Consider the following 19,617-nt stretch of genomic DNA (forward strand, 5'->3'; position numbering starts at 1 on the left):
TGAAACCAAATGGTTGTATATAATCTTGATACGAAACCAAATGGTTATATATTAGTAATAGAAAAAGGAGAATATCAATGACAAACAATAAGCAAGAGACATTACAAGATATTAAACAAACAGTATTAGTTAATGCGCCAATTCAAAAGGTATGGGATTATGTATCGACTGCAGAAGGAATTGAAGCCTGGTTTATGCCAAATAATTTTAAATTAGAAAAAGGTCATGAGTTCCAAATACAATCGCCATTCGGACCTTCACCATGTAAAGTAATTGAAATCGATGAACCGAATCGATTATCTTTCGAATGGGATACTGATGGCTGGTTTGTAACTTTCATTTTAAAAGCATTAGGAGAGAAAACGGAATTTACGCTTATTCACGGTGGATGGAAGTATCCTGATACTATTGTAACCAAAGCTCAACAACCGAGTGCAATTATTCGAGACACTATGGAACAAGGTTGGGTTGGAATTGTTCAGCATAAATTCAAACAAGCGGTTGAAGGATAAGTATGTCAGCTGCAGAAAAGTATGATGTGTTCCAAGCAATAGCTGATCCAACTCGTAGGGAAGTGCTAAAATTATTAGCTACAAAGGAAAGGTCTATAGCAGAAATTACTACTCATTTTGATATGAGCCGTACAGCAATTTCTAAGCATCTTCATGTACTTGCAGATGCTGAACTTGTTAGCGGTTTAAAAGTAGGTAGAGAGAAAATCTACATGCTTCAACCAGAACCGTTAACAGAATTGAAACAATGGCTAGCCTTCTATGAGCAATTTTGGAATAACAAGTTAACAAAACTAAAGTACGTGGTAGAAAATGAGGCTATAACAGATACAGAATAATTGGCAAATGTAAAAGCTATTCATCTGAAAGTAAGAGAAGTGAAAGGATGGGGAAAATGACAAAAGTGACACCGTTTTTAATGTTTCAAGGGAATGCTGAGGAAGCCATGAATTATTATGTTTCTTTAATTCCAGATTCAAAAGCTCTACATATTACCCGTTATGGGGCTAATGAAACTGGAACTGAGGGTAGTGTAATGAAAGCTGCATTTTCATTGAAAGGGCAGGAGATTTTGTGTATCGATAGTAATATACAACATGATTTTACTTTTACACCATCATTTTCGCTCTATATTACTTGTGATTCAGAAAAGGAAATAGATTATTTATACGGCAAATTATCTGATGGGGGTAGTGAGTTAATGCCATTAGATAATTATGGCTTTAGCAAAAAATTCGGTTGGCTAGTCGACCAATTCGGTGTTTCTTGGCAACTTACATTTGTGTAATTGTGTAATAATTTAAAAAGCATTTTAATAGGCATGAGCTTTAATTGTTGGAAAGGTATATATTAAAAGAAGTCTGCCCATGCGGTAAGTTATGGGCAGACCTTTTTTCATTATCAGACTTGCATGAGAGCTCTATCTTTTCGACCGTGTAGAACATAGTATAGAACGATTGAAATTAAGATCACTATTACCATTGAAAGAAATAGATGACGATAGCCAATTATAGGTACTAGGAAGCCAAGTAAATAAGGTCCTACACCAAGACCGAAATCGAAAAGCAAGCGCTTGGGCAATGGAATTAAAGTTACCATAGCCTTGACCAATCAATGCGGCAGCTATTCCTTCTTACTTTGAAAAATGCTACTCTGATAATATAGAATATTCTAATATTAAAGAGAGTGGGATGTAATATGTCTATAGATAATGGAAATCGCGTGTTACCGTTTGAACAGGTTGTAAACTTTAGAGATATGGGAGGATACCCTGCAATAGGTGGTCGCAAAGTGAAATATGGGCTGTTTTATCGTTCCGGTGAATTACATAAAATGACTACAGCTGATTATGAGCTTCTTGATTCACTAGGAATTAAGACAATCTTCGATTATCGAGATGATCGGGAGGCGGAGGCTAAGCCGGATCCGCAATTTGAAAATGTTCACAACGAGCGTATTCCTGCAAAGGGTGATATAGGCTTTAAAATGCCAACCTCTTCTTTAAAGGACATGGATAATCGAGCATTTCTACAAACTGTGAATGCTGAAGTATTTACAAAGCTCTATGCACATTTACCTTTGAATAATCCTTCGTATAAGCGTTTGATGGACATCATTCAAGACCCTGAAAATCTTGGCCTATTACATCATTGTGCGGTAGGGAAGGATCGCACAGGTGTGGGTGGTGCACTTATTTTACTTGCATTAGGTGTAGATGAGAAAAATGTGATGCAAGATTATTTAATAACTAATGATTGTATGAAGCCGGTACAAGATGCGATGATTCCTGTATTATCGCAACATTTAAATGAGGAACAATTACAGCATTTTGGTGATATCATGAGCGCTAAAGAGCGGTATTTACAAGCTACTTTTGATGTGATTAAAGAATGTTATGGAGATTATAATATATTCTTTGAAAAAGAATTTGGTCTGACAAAGGAAAAAAGAAAAGCATTACAAGACTATTGTTTGGAATAATTTTATAAGGCTATATTAAAATCCCCTATTACCAGAAATTAATAAGGTAATAGGGGATTTTAATATTTTAGATTTTAAATTTATGAACGGTACGGTGTAGCGTTTCAGCCATCTGAGCAAGATTATTTGAAGAAGTGGTGATTTCTTCGATGCTTGCAGATTGTTCTTCTGAAGCCGCAGCTACATTTTGAATACTACTTGATGTTTCGACAGAAATGACGCTTACCTGGTCCATTGACTGGGCAATATCTTCAACACCCTTATTCATATTCTCAATGGCGTTATTCACTTCGGTCATTTGAGTATTTACTTGCTCTACAGATGTCACAATGTTCTCAAAAGCTTCGCCTGCATTTTCGAATGTTGTGGCACTGTCTCTTAAGTTGTCATAGCTAATAGCCATTGATTCGGCAGCGTCTGTTGAATCGGTTTGTATTGTTTCAATCCGAGTTCTGATTTCATTTGCTGCATCACGAGACTGTTCAGCTAACTTACGAACTTCATGTGCAACTACAGCAAATCCTTTACCGTGATCACCTGCACGAGCTGCTTCAATTGAAGCATTTAAAGCTAGTAAGTTTGTTTGATCTGTAATTTCTGTTATGAGTGTCACGATATTACCGATTTCTTTTGTATTATCGCTTAGTCGATTCACTACTGCTGATGTTTCTTGAATGGCGTCATAGGTAGTGTTCATCTTCTCTACAGCATTGTTGATAATCGTATTTCCACTTGTCGCAATTTGAGAAGTTTCTTGCGCTTTGGCAGATGCGTCCTCAGTACTTGAAGCGATTTGATTCATTTTGGTAGAAATCGTCGCAACGGTAGTATTCATCTCTTCTACAGAGTTTGTTTGCGTTTCTGAACCAGCCGCAACCTCTTGCATTGATTCAGTAATTTGCTTAATCGATTCATTTGTTTGTTCAGAACTAGCAGTAAGTTCCTCAGAAGTTGCAGCAACCTGCTCTGCATTTTCTGCAATTGAAGTGATTAAAGATCGTAAATCGGTTGCCATTTTATGAACGCCTTCGGACAATTGTGCAACCTCATCTTGTCCTTTAGTCTTTAAACGCTCCAATGTTAGATTACCTTTTGCAATCTCCTCCACATATTTTACAACTGAAACGATAGGAGTTGTAATGCGTTTACTAATGATGTAAGCGATAATTGCCCCAAGTACTACGAAGATTAGAGTCAAGCCAAAGCTAATCATTAATACTTGTGATTGGAGAGATGAAATAAAGGAAGCATCCATATCAATCCCGAAAATAATATCCGTGCCTTCAAATGGAACAAATATAGATTTATGGACACCAAACTCGTCTTTGTAAATATCACCAGTTTGAGCTTTTTGGTTTTTAAGGGCCTTAAACATATCATCATTAAAAGTATAGCTTTTATTACGATCATCGGTATTACTTAAAGCAATAATATGCTCCTTACCATTTGAGTTTGAGAGAACGTATGTATTTTCAACACCAAACTCTTTTTGTTTTTCATTTAAAATCTTAACTAACTTTTCGTAATTTGCGTTATTATCATTGTCTGCGCTAGTAACAAGTTCAGTGTCTAGGTCAGACATAATTTCACCTGATATTAAAGTAAGGCTTTTCTCAAATTGAACAATAACATAGTTGTTAATGACGTGTGTTGAAAATGAATACAATGCAATACTGAAAATGATTGAGAAAATCGCAATTGGTACTACAAAACTAAATATATATTTATACAAAATTGAGCTTTTGAATTTAGTAAACAAGTTCAACGTTAGACGCCTCCAAGGTTTGAATTGCCTGTGAAATAGAAGCTACCATTTCATCTAAATGTTGAACTTCTGTGTAAGGCGAAATAGCAAAAAGCTTCGCAGCTGCAACAGGAATCATGTCATCTGAATCGTTTACAGCGATTGTACAAACCTTCGTTGTATCCCCAAAGAAAACATTTTCACGATTATGACCTAGTATTTCGAATAGAGATTGATTTAGATTATTAATAGCTTGAACCTGTTCTAATGTGAAAGTACCTGTTTTTTCTTGAGACCAATCTAATCCTTCTGGATATAAACGGAACGCTGTTACGGGTCCGATATTAGAATCATTTACTACAGAAATATTAGGGAGTTGTTTTTGGATTTTATCTCTGAAGGCAAGGTTAACTCGAACGTAGTTAGCTAATATTTGCTGATATCCTTCCACACCGAAAGCAGTTAGGGCAGCGTAAATAGCTATTGAACTACCCATTCGAGAGCATTCTAATGTGTATCCTGTATGATAACTACCATATCCTCTATTCCCAACATAAGGCGTATCAAAATCTTCTAAATCGAGTAATCCGAAGTGTTTACCTTCTTTGACTAAGAATAAACTTGTTAGGTAAGGTGTTTGCCCAAGCTTTTGGAAGTCAAAGCATAAGCTATCAGCTAGTGAAATATGTTGCATACGCTCGTTAATACTTTGTAAGCTTGCAAGTACATTTTCTTCGAATTGCAGTGGATTTGTATTGAAATCATAAGATTTAAAGAAGGAATAAAATCCACCTAATGCTGAGTCAGCATGGATATGAATGGGTTTTAAGTCGTATTTAGATTCAAATTTAGTAGTGATGTCTTTGATAGCTTTGACATCGTCAATTGCAAAACTATCTGTTGCTCCAGTAGTAGCAACGATATAGACAGGAATGCCACCTTTATTGATTACTTCTTCTAATTTATTTGCTAAATCGTTTAAATCCATTGAATGATCACTAGTTGCTTTCACTCGTATTAGGTTATTACTTCCGATACCAACAGCTTCAGCAGATTTTAATAAGCTATAGTGAGCATTTTCGGAAGCGAAGCAATATAAATTACGTGGAACGCCTTCTTCTTTAGCATGTGGGAATTGTTTTGCGATTGCTAGACGTAATCCACTAAATACTGCACCTTGTCCTCCCCAAGTTGTATAACCCCAGCTTTGTGTGAAATCATAGCCAACAAGTTTCGACATCATGCCGATAACTTTTACTTCACTTTCAGCTGCAGCTGGACCATAAACATCCCATAAATTATTACCATTTAATAATGTTGTTGTTAATAGTCCGATGATTCCAGGGATACTAGCCATTGGCAGAACGTTTGTTACGAATTTTCTTGTGTGATATGGGTGACCTTTCATTAAGTCGATTAAGTCATTTACTACATTGTCCATTCCAATCGCTTTCGTAGGAACTTCATAGTTTTCAATCAACTCTTTATAGAAATTAGCGGACCTTTCTTGCATTGGGCCTAATGTACTTTTTTCTGGATCTTTTAATTCATCAAGTGATGTAAAAATCTTTTCGATATAGTGTAAAAGCTCGTTGCGTTGTTCTAGATTCCCGTCTTCACTAGGGAAAAGTTGTTGGATTTCTTGCATTTTGTTTAACACCTCTAATTTAAGTTTTTATGAAAATGGTTAATAAAGCATAATCGTATTATATCAGATTTAGTTCTTAATACACTAAAAATATAGCATGTATAGTAGGGATATATAATCAACTAAACAAATTAAATAGTAATGATATATAGAATTTTCAGTGTTTTTAAAACTGTTGATAACTCAATGAAGGCTAACTATATAATAAATGATATGATATAAAAATAATTAACATAATATTTAAAAAATAGGGAAGGTTGAAATGTTATGAATATAGCTGCAATGCTCAAGATGACTATTGCGATGGCATTATTCGGATCCATCGGTTTTTTTACAGTGAATACAGGAATTCCAGCAGAGGAGCTTGTATTTATTCGTTGTATTTGTGCGACATTGTTTTTAGGCGGTATATGGCTTTTTACGGGTGGTCATAAAACTGAACAGTGGTCGCGTCAGGAAGTTATCCAAACACTTATTTGTGGTGTGTTTTTGGTGTTGAATTGGGTGTTTTTATTTAAAGCATTTCAAGAAATGTCTATTTCAGTAGCTATTACAATTTATAATTTAGCGCCTATTTTCGTGTTGATTTTAGGGAGTTTATTTTTAAAGGAGAAAATGACGGTCCAAGCAGTCTTAGCGGTTATTGTTTGTTTCCTTGGGAGTATTTTCATTATAGGATTAGACCAATTTACATCTTTTAAAGCATTATTTACTTCAGGGTTTGTGTGGGCCATGTTGTCAGCAATTTGTTATGCATTAACGATGTTTGTAGGAAAGGGTATCACTCACTTAAGTGCCTACGCTATGACGTTCGTACAGACAACGGTTGGAATTGTTATTTTATTGCCTTTTATGGATTATGGGGTATTTGAAGGACTGACAACTTCAAATTGGATGTACATTTTGGGGACAGGTTTAATACATACTGGATTTGTTTATTATTTATTTTTTGATAGCTTGCGTAAGTTACCTACTATTGTAGTGTCTGCGTTAGTTTTTGTAGATCCAGTTGTGGCTATTCTATTGGATATAGCGATTTTAGATTTCCGACCTACTTTGTTGCAAACAGTTGGAATAGCACTTATTTTCGCAGGTATTATTTATACATTAATTAAGCCGAGTAAACAGATTGTTGAATTACCACAAGTATAGAAAGAGCTGTCCCAAATAATAGGGGACAGCTCTTTGAAGTTTTAAACGTCTTTTATCATTAATACATGTTCAATGCCTGCATCTAGAAAAATATCAGATGCCACGTGATAGCCTAATTTTTCATAGAAGCCTTGAGCTTGAACTTGACCATCCAATTTTACTTTTGCAGCACCTAATTCTTTTGCTATATCTTCTAAAGCTTGAATAATAATACGACCTAGGCCATGTTTACGATATTCTTCTAAAATAGCGACACGTTGTATTTTACCAACGCCCTCAACTAAACGAACGCGACCAGTTCCAACTGCTTGACCATCGTGATTCGTAATAAGAACATGCTGACATTCCCCATCAAGATGATCAAATTGATCTAATTCTTCTTCAGCAGGTACTTTTTGTTCTTCTACAAATACTTTCACCCGAATATCAAATGCTTTTTGTAATTCTTCTTGTGTTGTGATTTTGTGCGCTTTCATATAATTCAGCTCCTCTATTTTTAATTCTTCTGAAAATTCATTGGTCTTATAAGTTATTTTAACAGGTGCTGTATGAAGAATCTCTAATAATTGTTCAGCCATGAAGATGAGTATTTAAATACGTCTCTCACTCATTCTATAATCATGCCTAAAATGACTCCTATGTTACTCCAATTCAAAAGGCATTTAAGGATTAAAGAATAGCTTTATTCTTATTGTGCTAACGAGGGTTAGTTCATTAAGAAATGTTATAATAGACGCTACTAAAGTAGGTGATCATTCAAATGAAAAACTGGCTTGAACTATCCAATACAGAGGAAGAAAAAGTATGGAATAAAATATATGACGAATTAAGGTTTGAACCAAGCATGGTCAACTTTCCATCTTTTAAAGTACCAGCCCCTTTTATTACCTACGATATCTCTCTATACTTTGGCGGATATAAAGGTTTAGATGCCTATGATGACTTGGAAAAAAAGCATTACTTGTTTTTCAAGAATGTACGTCAGTAGATGAATATATTTATGCATTAGATTGGCAGCATGAATGTTATTGGATAAATCCCTATCTAGAATTTCAAAAAAACGAATTCGATAATTGGACAGTACCGATTTTCCCAAATATAAGGAGTAGAGCCTTCTCCTACTTCAACTAACGGGCAGGTTAATTGAAGAGTGTTGTTTAATTTGTGTTCAACAATAGGGCCATATTGCGGAATAGTTGAAAACTGACATATAACAATTGTTTTGTTATATGTCAGTTTTTTCTTCATATTCGAGTATATCACCAGGCTGACAATTTAATGTCTGGCAGATTTTTTCTAATGTGGCAAAGCGAATACCGCGCGCTTTATCTGTTTTTAGTATTGATAAGTTAGCTTGAGTAATTCCAATTTTTTTCGCTAACGCTTTTGAAGAAATTTTTCTTTCAAGCATTACTCTATCTAGGTTAATTTTTATCATTAGGAGCTCCCACCTAAATCACGTTATTAGAATCGTCTTGTAAAGATATGCCGTATTTAAAAACCACATAAAGCGTATAAACGATGGATAACAGAAGAATGTTTCCTATTAAATTTGGCCAAGAATCTGAAAAGATATCACTGACATTGTACACATGTACTTGCGCAAAGAACAGCTGACTAATGCAGTCCAAAACGGTAAAGCTAGTAATAGAGATTAATATTAGCTTGAGGTATGTAAGATTTAGAGAAACAAAGAAGTGTTGTTCGTAAATATTACCAATTATTTTATGTAGAGCGTACATAATGATAAACCAACAAGCAATGATTGCTAGAGCGACTAAGCAAGAAAGTACCAAAACCCATACTGATAGGTTTGTGTTTGAGTTTAAATCTGTATACTGTAGCAATTGTTTTTTGACTCCTTTTGGTACTAACAATAAAGCTCCAGACGCAAATAATAGCACTAATCCAGCAAATGCACATAAAAATTGAGCAATTAGCGACATAATTGATAAAAACTTTAGAACGGTCTTAGTAAAAAGATTCATTAGAAATCCCCTCCTTATTTTACATATTATTCTAAAACAATAAAGTGTTATCGTCAAACAATAATATTTTTGAAAATTTTTTTCAAAAGATTCCTGACGTATAGCTTTAAAATTTAGTTTGGTCAAAACAATTCAAAAGTTTGGTAGTGTTCAAAATGAAAGATGGGCTACTGGAAAGAAATCTTTCATAACTGACGTGGCACACTTTGGAATTTTAAATTTCCGAAGACGAAAGTAGATTGTTTTAATAAAAATGACATTAAGTTAAACAGCGAATTATCATATTCTAGTATGATTCTAATGGATCATGCTTTTTATTTTGTAAATTTTTAATAAAAATTTCATTTTAAGTGTTAACATTTTTCGTTGTTAAAGGTCTTATAACTGAAAAGGAGGGGAGTAATGAGTCGGCATGATGAACTGTACATAGTTTTGCAAGAAAAAACAGCAACTATTTTTAAGTATTTAATTAAAAATGGCGCAAATCCTCGAGATGCTGAAGATATTATCCAAGAATCCATCTATAAATTTATTTTAAATATTGATTCAGTTGATCCAAACAAAGCGTATAGTTGGCTATTTCGAGTAGCAATTAATCATTATTATGATTTGTGTCGCAAACAAAAAAGGGAAGTGAACATATCTTTTGATCACTTTGAGCTTGTAGACGATTCACTTTTACCAGAAGACTATGTTCAACAAATTGAGATGAAAAAAGAAATTGAAGACATACTGAATCAACTGACTCCCTTACATAAGCAATTAATCTTATTGAAATACGTACTTGGATTAAGTTACGAAGAGATTTCTGAGATGCTGGATATAAATTTAGGAACATTGAAAACCTATTTATTCCGTGCAAGAAAATCCTTTAAAGACATATATAGAAAGGAAAATGAAAAACATGATAGAAAATAAAAAAGAACAGGAATTAAATGATTTTTTTGATGGAAAGTCAACAAGTTCTATTTCAAAGGTTGTAAAAAAAGCAAAGAGAAAAACGATTCTCCGAAATATGGGTATCTCTTTATTTGTCATAGTTTTATTATTAATTACTTTAAGTTTGTCTTGGTATTTTATTTTAAGGGGAAGTCAAGAAAAGGCGATGCGTGATATCGAATTATTTAGCAAAATCACTAATCCTAATATTGAGTTATTAGAGAGTCAAAACGAATCAAATGGTGTATTTGAAGGTATTTTAATGTTTAATCGATACAAAGAGATTGAAGGGATTCCAGTAGATTGGAGTAATTATGTTGTTAGGTATAGTCTGTTTGGTGGGATGAGTCGTTTCAAACGTACTCTAATACAGATTAAAGATAAAGAAGATGGACTTGATAGGTATTATGACCGTGAGACAAAGCAAAGAACCATGAGTTTTTATCATCCAGAAGTATTGTACAGCCAAATTCGTAATGACCTAAATCTCTTAAATAATTTTACAGATGATACTTTTGTCGAATTGGGAGTTTCATTTAACCAAAAATATACACCGGAAGAAGTTCGAGAACTAATTCCAGAGAATATAACACTTAAATGGTACTGGGTAGATACTTATTCACGTGAAGACATTAAATCATTAAACACACACTTAACCAAGCATAAACCTACGTTCCCTGAATTAGCTACTGAAATTTACGGGTTTAGAGAACACCCTACCGATTCTTCTATGAGTGAGAAGCGTTTTATTGATGATGTACAAACGGGCTTAAATGAAGATGGAAAATACTTTGGGGAATTCAATCGTATATATAACAATTTAAAAGGTGATTCTGCACAACTAGCTTCTGAAAATATTGAGATAATAGGTGCTGTGGTAACAGGAACACCGAAAGAATTAGCTGAATTAAATGATATGGATCTGATTCGGGCAGCTGTACTAGGCGTAACGGTAAAACCATATTGAAAATAGATTGTTATAACCATAGTTTATGAAGAATTGAACTTAAATTGATGAGGTGCTTTAGTAGTTTAATGGCAGACTTATACGGCTTCCAATTTTTTGTTTTTTTGTAACGAAACCCTCTTAACTTAGTCTTACTTATGAAAGGAGGTTGAAATGTGACCGAATTTGAGAGCATTTACAATCAATATTTTCGAGAGGTTTACTCGTTTGCACTATTTTTAAGTCGTAACGAAAAGATAGCTGAAGAAATAACACAAGAAACATTTTTTAAGGCATTAAAAAATATTGATAAATTCAACGGGAAATGTAAACTCAATGTTTGGCTTTGTCAAATAGCCAAAAACACATACTTTACCTATCTCAACAAACAAAAACGGTTTGATACAGACGATATACCTGAAGAAAATAAAAATAGTATTGAAGAAATGATACTAAATAAGGAAGAGACTTTCCGTATTCATAAAGTCTTACGTTGCTTAGAAGAGCCTTATAAGGAAGTTTTCACGTTAAGAGTATTTGGAGAACTTTCCTTTAAACAAATAAGTGAACTTTTCGAGAGAACAGAAAGTTGGGCGAGAGTCACATTTCACCGAGCTAAACGTAAAATTCAAGACTTGCTGAAGGAGGAATAGAATTGTGTAAAGTATCATGTGAAATAGTTAAAGATTTGCTTCCATTGTATTATGACAACGTATGCAGTGATGATAGTAAAAGAATGGTAGAAGAACACCTTGTCGAGTGTGAAATTTGTAAAATAGAATTAGACAGAATACAAGCTGATTTTAAATTATCAAAAGAAGCAATTGAAAGAAATAAAAATGATGGTAATGTTATAAAAAATATAGCTTCTTCCTGGAACCGTTCAAGAGCCAAATCATTTATTAAAGGGGGAATAATTAGTGCATTATTTATTTCTCTTATCATACTTGGATATTTTGGTTTATTTCATTGGAACATCACAAGCGTTCCTACTGATATGGTAGAGATAAAGAACATTAGTGAAATGGCAGATGGCAAAATTGTCTATTACGCCGAGATAAATGATGGTTATAGTTTGAATAGCTTAAAATACGATATGGATGAGGAAGGTAACTTATATATCATTCCTTTACGGCCAATTATTAAGCAAGAGGCGGTACAACCACTAAGTGTTTTGGAAAAGGGATATGACTTTATTGACATTAAGGACCAAGAAATAGTTCGTGGTGAGGGGATAAAGGCGTTGTATTATGGAACCCCAAAGGATAATATTTTGATTTGGAAAAAGGGAGTGGATTTGCCCAAAGCAAGCGAAGAAATAGAGAATATGTTCCACTTTAATTAAAAATAAGGATTTTGCTCTTCAACTACCATGAAAATTAATTTTTTCAAGAAAAGAAAAATGACAATACTTAAGAAGACCCTTGCCTAATCGTTAAAAAAAGAGGAGAGCGGATATTAATAAGACTATTGTTTTCGGTAGACTATTAGTATTGACTCCACTAACCATTTTCATTCTCTGTGGTGCAGGACTATTTTGTACTGCATGGATGGCTAACGGGATGCTTTAGTTTAGTAAAAAGAAAAGGGCGTTACATATCATATAAAATATGTAACGCCCTATTATTTATTTGTCTTAGTCTTAGTCTTGACCTACAATCGTACTTCTTCTATCAAGTAAGGTAACGTCACGCCAAACGCCATTTAACTGACCAAAGCGTTCACGTACGCCAACCTCTGTAAAACCATACTTTTGATGTAAATATATACTCGCGGCATTTTCAGAGAAAATTTGTGATTGAATTGTCCAAATACCAAACTTTTCACTTTCTTCGATGCATTTTTTTAATAGCTTCGAACCAACGCCCATTCCTTGAGCTCGATTACTAATATAAATGCTATTTTCAACTACACCCTTATGGAATGTATTATTTGAGAACGGACTAAGTGCGATCCATCCAACGATTTCTTCATTTACGCGTGCAACAAATCGACATTCTTCTAAATGCCCAGCATCCCACTGTTCAAAACTAGGAGGTATTGCATGGAACGTAGCATTTCCTCCCTCAATACCTTCAATAAAAATAGCTTTAACTTGGTCCCAATCAGCGGGAGTCATTGTATCGATGATGACTTGTTCTGCCATATATGCTACCTCTTTTATAATAGATTTCAAAGCTTTAAAATATTATATCGAATTTATCATGAAAATAGTGTAATTATCTGAAAATATTTTAAGAGACAAGCTTTAGGCCAACTGCAGCACTCAGCACCATTGTAATGAAAATAATACGTTTCCAATCTTTTGATTCACCGAAAAAGAAAATACCAACGAGTGCGCCACCAGATGCACCAATACCAGTCCAAATAGCGTAGGCTGTGCCCATTGGAATTGTATCCATAGCATAAGAGAGACAAGAAAAGCTAATTGAAAATCCTGCGATTAGGCTAAGCATAATAGAAGTTTTCTTTTCATATTGCCATTTGTTCATCATAGCTACACCGAAAATTTCACAAATTCCCGCGACAATTAATGCAAACCAAGCCATTATTCTACACCTTCCTTTTTATCGTCTGTGACAATCTTCAAGCCCATCACACCAACAAGTAATAATATAATGAGTAAAATTTTCGAGATTTTAAATGGCTCATCGAAAAACAAAATGCCTGTAATGACAGTGCCCGCAGTACCAAGACCTACAAAAACGGCATATACCGTACCGACAGGTAAATGGCGCCCTGCGACGAGCAATAAATAAAAGGTAAAGACAATGGCAGATGCTGTCCCTCCCCAAGTCCAAATATTGTATGAATGTTTTAATCCGACAACCCATAAAACTTCAAAAACAGATGCTACAATCACAATTAACCAATGTTTGTTCATCTCATTCATCCTTTCTGATTTTTGGGTAAAAAAAGCCCAGGAGACACTGAAATATCAGTAGTCTCCCAGGCTTTTATCCTTCCGTGGCATAGCTATATGGCTATGAGATTTCTCTCGGACCAGGCTAGCATTTTGCTACGGAACCCTAGAAATCATTGTTGTATCAAGTTAAATTAATTGTACTAAAAAGGAACAAGAAGTTCAAGGAAGAAGGTTAGTTATCGAGATAACCGCGTTCTCCAAATGGTTTTAATTTAGCGATCCATTGCTCTTCAAGTTTTGCTAATTCTTTTTTTACATCGAAGTAGCCTTCTTCCTTTTTTTTCAGTATTTCGAGAGTTTCAATTTCAAATGAAGCTTCCCCAAAGCTGTTCCAATCTGCTTGGAGGGCTTTATTTGTATGGTTATTCATTTTCAGCATGAATTGTACACCGTTTAATCTCTTTAAATTGTTTGTACTACCGATATAGATTTTGTTGTTAGTTATATTGGTAATTTTATAAACACCTGATTGGACGGGAGTTTCTTTATAAATTTGTTTGAGTTCTTTTTGACGGTCCACTATGAAGTCCCTACTTTCTTATTTTTTTATCCAATATGCACTACCATCTGCTTTACGATCTAAAAAGCCATATTCGATTAAATAGCGACGAATCATTGCATAATCATCGTGAATTGGCTTGAGGATAACATTTAATTCTTTTTCTGTATAAGTTGTTTCGCTATCAAAGCGATTTGTAATTGCACGTAGGATAATAAGTTTTTGTTTTTCCTTCTTCGGGAAGCGTAGTAAAGGTCCATTCGTACCTTCAGGGAAAAGTTTGTTTAATACTTCATCCTGTTCTTTGTCGGTAACATTATAACGGTCATCAACCATCGTCGCAGTTTTATGAATAGGTACGAACTTTGGTGCGTTCATATCTTTTTCCTTTAATAGTTCCATCATGACTAAAAACGTTTTAGCTTGGCGTTCTTTTTCTTTTAAGGCAAAACGATGGTGACGGATTGTAGAGGCGCTACCGATTTCTAATTCTTCTTGTACTTCAGCATCTGTTTTTCCTGCGTAAAATAGACGTAATAAATTACTTTGATGCTCAGTTAGACCTGTCATTTTTTTATTGAGTCCAATTAAATAGGCAAAAACTGATTGATGTACTTCTTCTATGTGCATTTGCATATACTTTTCCGCTTCATATAGAACATCATTTTGAGGGTAAATAATGCCTTTTTCTATTTGTTCACCGCAAAGAAGGCAAGTGTAACAATGAGTATCTTCTGAGTACCCTTTTTTTAGTTGATTTATTGATGTATTCCAAAATAGTTCTGAAATTTCCACTTATAAACACCTTCTATTCCTGTTTGTTTATATACAAACTTTATTTGTTGTTGTTTGTTGTTCTATAGACATAATAAAACTATGTTTGTTGTTTGTCAATGATTAACATTTTGAATATAATGAACAAAAATGGATGATGTAAGTTTTAATAATAGATTCCGGGAGTGAAGTATCTTGTTATTACATACTAATGTTAAGGTCAAGGCGATTGTTGCGACTGTTTTTGCAAAGTTCTATCCAGAACGCTTATATTTGTTAATCATTTCAGGTATAACTCCGGAGAAACCAGAAAATTGTTTTGGCACCGACTTTATAACAGCCATATTTCAAGGGTTAGGTGTGAAACGGAAAGAATGAAAAACTTAGAAAAACGATAAAACTAGTTGATTGGAGTGCAGGCGGCGACCTTGGGGAACTAGCGAACATCTTGAGACCCCGCAGGAGCATTAGACGAGGAGGCTTAAGGTTCGTCCCCAGGAAAGCGTCCTCCGGAACGGAAACGGCATCGAAGAAAAAGCCATGGCAGAAACGATTAATCGTTTCCGCCATGGCTAAAATTCGTTTTATGGACTTTTTCTGTGCCCTTTTAATTTGCACCTGTTTTTTTATTAATTTTTAATTTGAATTTGATAATCTTCAAACCATGTATGAATTTGTGCTAAATAAGCTAGAAGTTGAGGGCCAGCCATTAATTGACCGAACCAAGGGACTCTGAATGAGGTACCTCCAGACTCTATAAGGCTATCTAGACGTTCACGTTCAAAGAATTCATGTAAAATTGAGTTTTTGTCTTGAAGAATTTCTTTAAGCCATTGTTGAACTCCGGCTGTATAAGCAGGGTGGTATGTTTTGGGATATGGGTTCTTTTGTCGATAGAGCACCTCTTTTGGCAAAAGCTCTTCCATCGCTTTTCGTAAAAGACCTTTTTCCATATTTCCCGTGGATTTCATTTCCCAGGGAATATTCCACAGATATTCTACGAGGCGATGATCTGCAAAAGGTACCCTTACTTCAAGGCCAGCGCCCATACTCATGCGGTCTTTGCGCTCTAATAATGTCGTCATAAACCAAATCATGTTGAGGTAGAACAATTCACGTCGTTTTGCGTCGTCGGGAGATTCGCCATCCAATCGAGGTGTTTCGGCAATTGATTCTTCATAGGCATTTCGCATATAGTCTGGGATATTAAGCTTTTGTTGCCATTCAGTTCGTAGGATAGATTCACGTTCATTAATGGAACGAATCCATGGGAAGTTGGAGAATGGTTGTTTAAACCAAGGATAGCCACCGAATATTTCATCTGCACATTCACCTGACAGACCGACCGTGAAGTCTTTTTTAACTATTTTTGCAAACCATAATAGCGATGAGTCTACATCAGCCATACCAGGAACATCGCGTACATGTACTGCTTCTTTCAAATAATTAATTAGTTCTTGTTGTGTAATAATTTCTGAGTGATGGACCGTTTTAAACGTGTCGGTCATTTTTTGAATCCAGAAGGCATCTGTGGAAACTTGAAAATCATTTGATTCAAAAAACCTTGCATTATCTTCATAATCGATGGAATAGGTATGAAGAGCTTCCTTTCCATCTTTTTCATATTTATTTGCTGCTATGGCTGTAATAATACTGGAATCTAATCCACCTGATAAAAAAGTACAAAGGGGTACATCGGAAACCAGCTGTCTCTCTACTGCATCTGTCACAAGGTCACGTACATTGGTAACAGTTTGATCGAAGGAATCTGTATGCTCAGAGCTTTTCACATTCCAATAGCGCCATATACGAAGACCATCCTTCGTAAAAGTAAGTGCATGAGCCGGTCTCAATTCATGTATATTGTGGAAAATTCCTTTGCCAGGAGTACGAGAAGGTCCAAGACTGAAAACGTCAGCAAGCCCTTCATGTTTAATGATTGGTTGAATATCTGGATGTGCAAGAAGAGCTTTTATTTCAGAGCCAAATAATAAGCCACTATTTTGCTTTGTATAGAAGAGTGGCTTTACGCCAAGTCGATCTCGTGCAATGAATAATTTTTCAGAAATATCGTCCCAAATAGTAAATGCGAAAATACCATTTAGATGATTGACACATTGCTCTTGCCATTCAATATAGCTTATAAGTAAAACTTCAGTATCTGAGTTAGATGAAAAGTGATAACCACGTTTTTGTAGTTCACGGCGTAATTCATCTGTATTATAGAGTTCCCCATTATAAGCAAGTGTGTAGTTAGTGCCGTTCTTTGAACGGGTCATTGGTTGCTCGCCACCACTTGGGTCTATGACGATGAGTCTTTGATGTCCAAATGCTGCATGTGTTTCCGTCCAAATGTTTTCTGCATCTGGGCCACGTTTTTTTAACGTTTTAGTCATGGTATGTAAAACATTTTTTTGCAGTCGTAAATCCTTTTTGAAATCTACCCATCCTGTGATACCACACATCATTTCACATCCTCTGCTTCTAGTCGTTACGTAGTGTATGCGAACTGGGCGGAGGATGTGCGCGTGTTATCGTTCTTTTTCTTTCATATGTTCAATATGATTGGCGCCCCATTCCTGCATCGTATTTAAAATAGGTTGAAGTGTCATTCCATATTCGGTGATTTGGTATTCTACTTTTGGTGGTACTTGTGGGTATACAGTACGTGTTAGGATATCTTGTCCTTCTAATTCACGTAGATGCATTGTAAGCATTCTCTGCGTGATATCTGGAATGAGTTTTTTTAGTTCATTAAATCTAAGTGCTTCTCCATGTAATAAGTGATCTAAAATAATGGGCTTCCATTTGCCGACAATCATATTTAATTATGTAATTAATAATGAAGCAATCGTATCCGATGAACGAATTCAAGAGATCGTTGAACATGCAGTAAAACATACACCGTCTTCATTTAATTCTCAAACAGCTCGTGCAGTTGTTTTGTTAGGTGAGCAACATTCGAAATTATGGAGCATCACAACTGAAACATTACGCCAAATTGTACCAGCTAATGATTTCACGCCTACTGAAGAGAAAATGAACATGTTTGGTGCAGGGTATGGTACGGTTTTATTTTTCGAAGACCAATCTATTGTAAAAGGATTGCAAGAAAAATCCCCTTCATATGCTGATAACTTCCCGATTTGGTCTTTACAATCATCAGGTATGGTGCAATATGTAGTGTGGACTGCCACTTGAACAAGAAGGTTTTGGTGCCTCTTTACAACATTACAATCCACTAATTGACGATGAAGTGAAAAGCGAGTGGAATATTCCGTTAGACTGGAAATTACTTGCTGAAATGCCTTTCGGTAAACCCGTTGTTGCAGCTGGAGAAAAACAATTTTCACCTATTGAAGACCGAGTGAAAGTATTTAAATAAGGTATGGATTTTGGGCTGCTCCTAAGTTTGACTTAGGGGCAGTTTTTTGTATTGTATGCGAATCAAGTAATCTATAAAGAATCTACCCAAATCTATTAGAAATTTCCCCTTTGGCGTGATACTTGAAAATCAGTTAATATAGAGTAGTTGTAGTTTAATATGAAAGGAAGTTGATTATGAGTCAAAATCGTAATCAGAATATAGAGGAGATTAGTACTGCTAAGTTGATGTGGCAACTTACTCGTCCTCATACGTTAACAGCGACATTTGTACCTGTTATTCTTGGTACAGTTCTTGCTATGTTCGATACGAACATAGATATATTGATATTTGTGGCAATGCTTGTATGCTGTTTAGCACTACAGATCGCAACAAATTTATTCAATGAATACTATGATTTCAAACGTGGATTAGATACAGCTGATTCTGTAGGAATTGGTGGCGCGCTTGTACGTCACGGTACTAAACCTTCTACAGTGCTAGCTTTTGCACTAGCATTATATGGAGTCGCTGTTGTACTCGGCGTTTATATTTGTATGAGTAGTAGCTGGTGGCTTGTTGCAATTGGTGCAGTGGGTATGGCAATCGGTTATTTATATACTGGTGGTCCTTACCCAATTGCTTATACACCGTTTGGAGAGCTATTTGCAGGTCTTAGTATGGGGATTGGATTTGTATTAATTTCATACTTTATACAAGCTGGAACAGTCAGTATGACAAGTCTTTTAGTATCGATTCCAATGGGTATATTAGTTGGGGGCATTAATATGTCAAACAACATTCGTGACATTAAGGAAGATACAATTGGTGGACGTAAAACATTAGCAATTCTTTTAGGACGTGAAAAGGCCGTGAATTTACTTGCATTTTCATTTATTGTGTCTTATGTATGGATAATCGTACTGATTATTATAGGTACTGTTAGCCCGTGGTTACTTGTTGTATTAATAAGTGTTCCAAAACCATTACAGGCAATTAAGGCATTTAAAGAGGGCGTAAATAATCCCCCTAAGCAGGGAATTGCGATGAAATCAACTGCATTGACAAATACATTCTTTGGATTTTTATTGTCAGTGGGACTAGTATTAAGTTATTTAACTTAATTGATGAAATGAAAAAACTGT

At 35.1% G+C, this 19,617-nt stretch carries 23 protein-coding genes, 3 pseudogenes and 1 riboswitch; of the genes and pseudogenes, 13 read left to right on the plus strand and 13 right to left on the minus strand.

What is annotated here, in order from left to right; translation table 11 throughout:
- Positions 1 to 77 precede the first annotated feature (77 nt).
- From ACQKMD_RS08295 to ACQKMD_RS08305, 3 genes are read left to right on the plus strand one after another with little or no spacing between them, the layout of a single operon-like run.
- Positions 78 to 512 carry an SRPBCC family protein gene (locus ACQKMD_RS08295; RefSeq protein WP_427751065.1) on the plus strand — a complete coding sequence of 145 codons (435 nt, stop codon included), beginning with the start codon at positions 78 to 80 and terminating at the stop codon, positions 510 to 512.
- Positions 513 to 514: 2 nt separating this feature from the next.
- Positions 515 to 850: an ArsR/SmtB family transcription factor gene (locus ACQKMD_RS08300; protein WP_427751066.1), complete on the plus strand. Its 336-nt coding sequence runs from the start codon at positions 515 to 517 to the stop codon at positions 848 to 850.
- 56 nt (positions 851 to 906) lie between these two features.
- Positions 907 to 1,299: a VOC family protein gene (locus ACQKMD_RS08305; RefSeq protein WP_427751068.1), complete on the plus strand. Its 393-nt coding sequence runs from the start codon at positions 907 to 909 to the stop codon at positions 1,297 to 1,299.
- Positions 1,300 to 1,412: 113 nt separating this feature from the next.
- On the opposite strand, the pseudogene ACQKMD_RS08310 reads toward ACQKMD_RS08305, so the two are convergent.
- A pseudogene (locus tag ACQKMD_RS08310) lies at positions 1,413 to 1,638 on the minus strand (MFS transporter); the annotation flags it as partial.
- Positions 1,639 to 1,709: 71 nt separating this feature from the next.
- On the opposite strand from ACQKMD_RS08310, the gene ACQKMD_RS08315 reads away from it, so the two are divergent.
- Positions 1,710 to 2,492, plus strand: a complete 783-nt coding sequence (locus ACQKMD_RS08315) for a tyrosine-protein phosphatase (protein ID WP_427751070.1) — start codon at positions 1,710 to 1,712, stop codon at positions 2,490 to 2,492.
- 67 nt (positions 2,493 to 2,559) lie between these two features.
- On the opposite strand, the gene ACQKMD_RS08320 is transcribed toward ACQKMD_RS08315, so the two are convergent.
- Together ACQKMD_RS08320 and ACQKMD_RS08325 are read right to left on the minus strand one after the other, a co-directional pair.
- A complete protein-coding gene (locus ACQKMD_RS08320) occupies positions 2,560 to 4,257 on the minus strand; it encodes a methyl-accepting chemotaxis protein (protein WP_427751072.1) in 1,698 nt (565 codons plus the stop codon).
- Positions 4,241 to 5,884 (minus strand): pyridoxal phosphate-dependent decarboxylase family protein, encoded by a 1,644-nt coding sequence (locus ACQKMD_RS08325; RefSeq protein WP_427751074.1) that lies wholly within the window; start codon positions 5,882 to 5,884, stop codon positions 4,241 to 4,243. Before ACQKMD_RS08325 ends, ACQKMD_RS08320 begins: the two co-directional genes overlap by 17 nt.
- Before the next feature lie 267 nt (positions 5,885 to 6,151).
- On the opposite strand from ACQKMD_RS08325, the gene ACQKMD_RS08330 reads away from it, so the two are divergent.
- Positions 6,152 to 7,036 carry a DMT family transporter gene (locus ACQKMD_RS08330; RefSeq protein WP_427751076.1) on the plus strand — a complete coding sequence of 295 codons (885 nt, stop codon included), beginning with the start codon at positions 6,152 to 6,154 and terminating at the stop codon, positions 7,034 to 7,036.
- A 41-nt stretch (positions 7,037 to 7,077) separates the two neighbouring features.
- Here ACQKMD_RS08330 and ACQKMD_RS08335 read toward each other — a convergent pair whose 3' ends face one another.
- Positions 7,078 to 7,512: a GNAT family N-acetyltransferase gene (locus tag ACQKMD_RS08335; RefSeq protein ID WP_427751078.1), complete on the minus strand. Its 435-nt coding sequence runs from the start codon at positions 7,510 to 7,512 to the stop codon at positions 7,078 to 7,080.
- Between the two features lie 284 nt (positions 7,513 to 7,796).
- Between ACQKMD_RS08335 and ACQKMD_RS08340 the strand changes: the two are divergent.
- Positions 7,797 to 8,134, plus strand: a pseudogene (locus tag ACQKMD_RS08340) (DUF2716 domain-containing protein); the annotation flags it as partial.
- A gap of 127 nt (positions 8,135 to 8,261) precedes the next feature.
- Here the strand turns inward: ACQKMD_RS08340 and ACQKMD_RS08345 are convergent.
- Together ACQKMD_RS08345 and ACQKMD_RS08350 are read right to left on the minus strand one after the other, a co-directional pair.
- Positions 8,262 to 8,474: a helix-turn-helix domain-containing protein gene (locus ACQKMD_RS08345; protein WP_427751080.1), complete on the minus strand. Its 213-nt coding sequence runs from the start codon at positions 8,472 to 8,474 to the stop codon at positions 8,262 to 8,264.
- A 13-nt stretch (positions 8,475 to 8,487) separates the two neighbouring features.
- Positions 8,488 to 9,024: a DUF2975 domain-containing protein gene (locus tag ACQKMD_RS08350; RefSeq protein WP_427751082.1), complete on the minus strand. Its 537-nt coding sequence runs from the start codon at positions 9,022 to 9,024 to the stop codon at positions 8,488 to 8,490.
- 402 nt (positions 9,025 to 9,426) lie between these two features.
- Between ACQKMD_RS08350 and ACQKMD_RS08355 the strand changes: the two genes are divergently transcribed.
- From ACQKMD_RS08355 to ACQKMD_RS08370, 4 genes are all read left to right on the plus strand, one after another.
- On the plus strand, positions 9,427 to 9,942 hold the full coding sequence (locus ACQKMD_RS08355) for an RNA polymerase sigma factor (protein WP_427751084.1): 516 nt from the start codon (positions 9,427 to 9,429) through the stop codon (positions 9,940 to 9,942).
- On the plus strand, positions 9,929 to 10,930 hold the full coding sequence (locus ACQKMD_RS08360; protein WP_427751085.1) for an anti sigma factor C-terminal domain-containing protein: 1,002 nt from the start codon (positions 9,929 to 9,931) through the stop codon (positions 10,928 to 10,930). Before ACQKMD_RS08355 ends, ACQKMD_RS08360 begins: the two co-directional genes overlap by 14 nt.
- Positions 10,931 to 11,085: 155 nt before the next feature.
- On the plus strand, positions 11,086 to 11,562 hold the full coding sequence (locus ACQKMD_RS08365) for an RNA polymerase sigma factor (protein ID WP_427751087.1): 477 nt from the start codon (positions 11,086 to 11,088) through the stop codon (positions 11,560 to 11,562).
- A 2-nt stretch (positions 11,563 to 11,564) separates the two neighbouring features.
- Positions 11,565 to 12,254, plus strand: coding sequence for a zf-HC2 domain-containing protein (locus ACQKMD_RS08370; protein WP_427751088.1), 690 nt, complete (start codon positions 11,565 to 11,567; stop codon positions 12,252 to 12,254).
- 297 nt (positions 12,255 to 12,551) lie between these two features.
- Here ACQKMD_RS08370 and ACQKMD_RS08375 read toward each other — a convergent pair whose 3' ends face one another.
- From ACQKMD_RS08375 to ACQKMD_RS08395, 5 genes are all read right to left on the minus strand, one after another.
- Positions 12,552 to 13,055, minus strand: coding sequence for an N-acetyltransferase family protein (locus ACQKMD_RS08375; RefSeq protein WP_427751090.1), 504 nt, complete (start codon positions 13,053 to 13,055; stop codon positions 12,552 to 12,554).
- Between the two features lie 88 nt (positions 13,056 to 13,143).
- A complete protein-coding gene (locus tag ACQKMD_RS08380; RefSeq protein WP_427751091.1) occupies positions 13,144 to 13,458 on the minus strand; it encodes a DMT family transporter in 315 nt (104 codons plus the stop codon).
- Positions 13,458 to 13,793: a DMT family transporter gene (locus ACQKMD_RS08385; RefSeq protein ID WP_427751093.1), complete on the minus strand. Its 336-nt coding sequence runs from the start codon at positions 13,791 to 13,793 to the stop codon at positions 13,458 to 13,460. Before ACQKMD_RS08385 ends, ACQKMD_RS08380 begins: the two co-directional genes overlap by 1 nt.
- A 60-nt stretch (positions 13,794 to 13,853) precedes the next feature.
- A riboswitch (guanidine-I (ykkC/yxkD leader) is annotated at positions 13,854 to 13,953 on the minus strand.
- A gap of 54 nt (positions 13,954 to 14,007) precedes the next feature.
- A complete protein-coding gene (locus tag ACQKMD_RS08390; protein WP_427751095.1) occupies positions 14,008 to 14,355 on the minus strand; it encodes a GIY-YIG nuclease family protein in 348 nt (115 codons plus the stop codon).
- Positions 14,356 to 14,373: 18 nt separating this feature from the next.
- Positions 14,374 to 15,129, minus strand: coding sequence for a DUF2087 domain-containing protein (locus ACQKMD_RS08395; RefSeq protein ID WP_427751097.1), 756 nt, complete (start codon positions 15,127 to 15,129; stop codon positions 14,374 to 14,376).
- A gap of 174 nt (positions 15,130 to 15,303) precedes the next feature.
- On the opposite strand from ACQKMD_RS08395, the gene ACQKMD_RS08400 reads away from it, so the two are divergent.
- Positions 15,304 to 15,486: a hypothetical protein gene (locus ACQKMD_RS08400; protein WP_427751098.1), complete on the plus strand. Its 183-nt coding sequence runs from the start codon at positions 15,304 to 15,306 to the stop codon at positions 15,484 to 15,486.
- A 251-nt stretch (positions 15,487 to 15,737) separates the two neighbouring features.
- Here the strand turns inward: ACQKMD_RS08400 and asnB are convergent, their stop codons facing one another.
- Together asnB and ACQKMD_RS08410 are read right to left on the minus strand one after the other, a co-directional pair.
- Complete coding sequence (gene asnB, locus ACQKMD_RS08405; RefSeq protein ID WP_427751134.1) at positions 15,738 to 17,573, minus strand: asparagine synthase (glutamine-hydrolyzing); 1,836 nt, start codon at positions 17,571 to 17,573, stop codon at positions 15,738 to 15,740.
- A 66-nt stretch (positions 17,574 to 17,639) separates the two neighbouring features.
- Complete coding sequence (locus tag ACQKMD_RS08410; RefSeq protein WP_427751100.1) at positions 17,640 to 17,930, minus strand: winged helix-turn-helix transcriptional regulator; 291 nt, start codon at positions 17,928 to 17,930, stop codon at positions 17,640 to 17,642.
- Here ACQKMD_RS08410 and ACQKMD_RS08415 point away from each other — a divergent pair.
- Both ACQKMD_RS08415 and ACQKMD_RS08420 read left to right on the plus strand, forming a co-directional pair.
- Positions 17,905 to 18,493: pseudogene (locus ACQKMD_RS08415) on the plus strand (nitroreductase family protein). The gene ACQKMD_RS08410 and the pseudogene ACQKMD_RS08415 sit on opposite strands and share 26 nt — an antisense overlap.
- Before the next feature lie 176 nt (positions 18,494 to 18,669).
- The gene (locus tag ACQKMD_RS08420) at positions 18,670 to 19,596 is read left to right on the plus strand and encodes a 1,4-dihydroxy-2-naphthoate polyprenyltransferase (protein ID WP_427751101.1); all 927 of its coding nucleotides are present in this window, start codon (positions 18,670 to 18,672) and stop codon (positions 19,594 to 19,596) included.
- Positions 19,597 to 19,617: the final 21 nt, after the last annotated feature.

The organism is Viridibacillus sp. NPDC096237 (assembly GCF_050278625.1).
Classification (GTDB): domain Bacteria; phylum Bacillota; class Bacilli; order Bacillales_A; family Planococcaceae; genus Viridibacillus.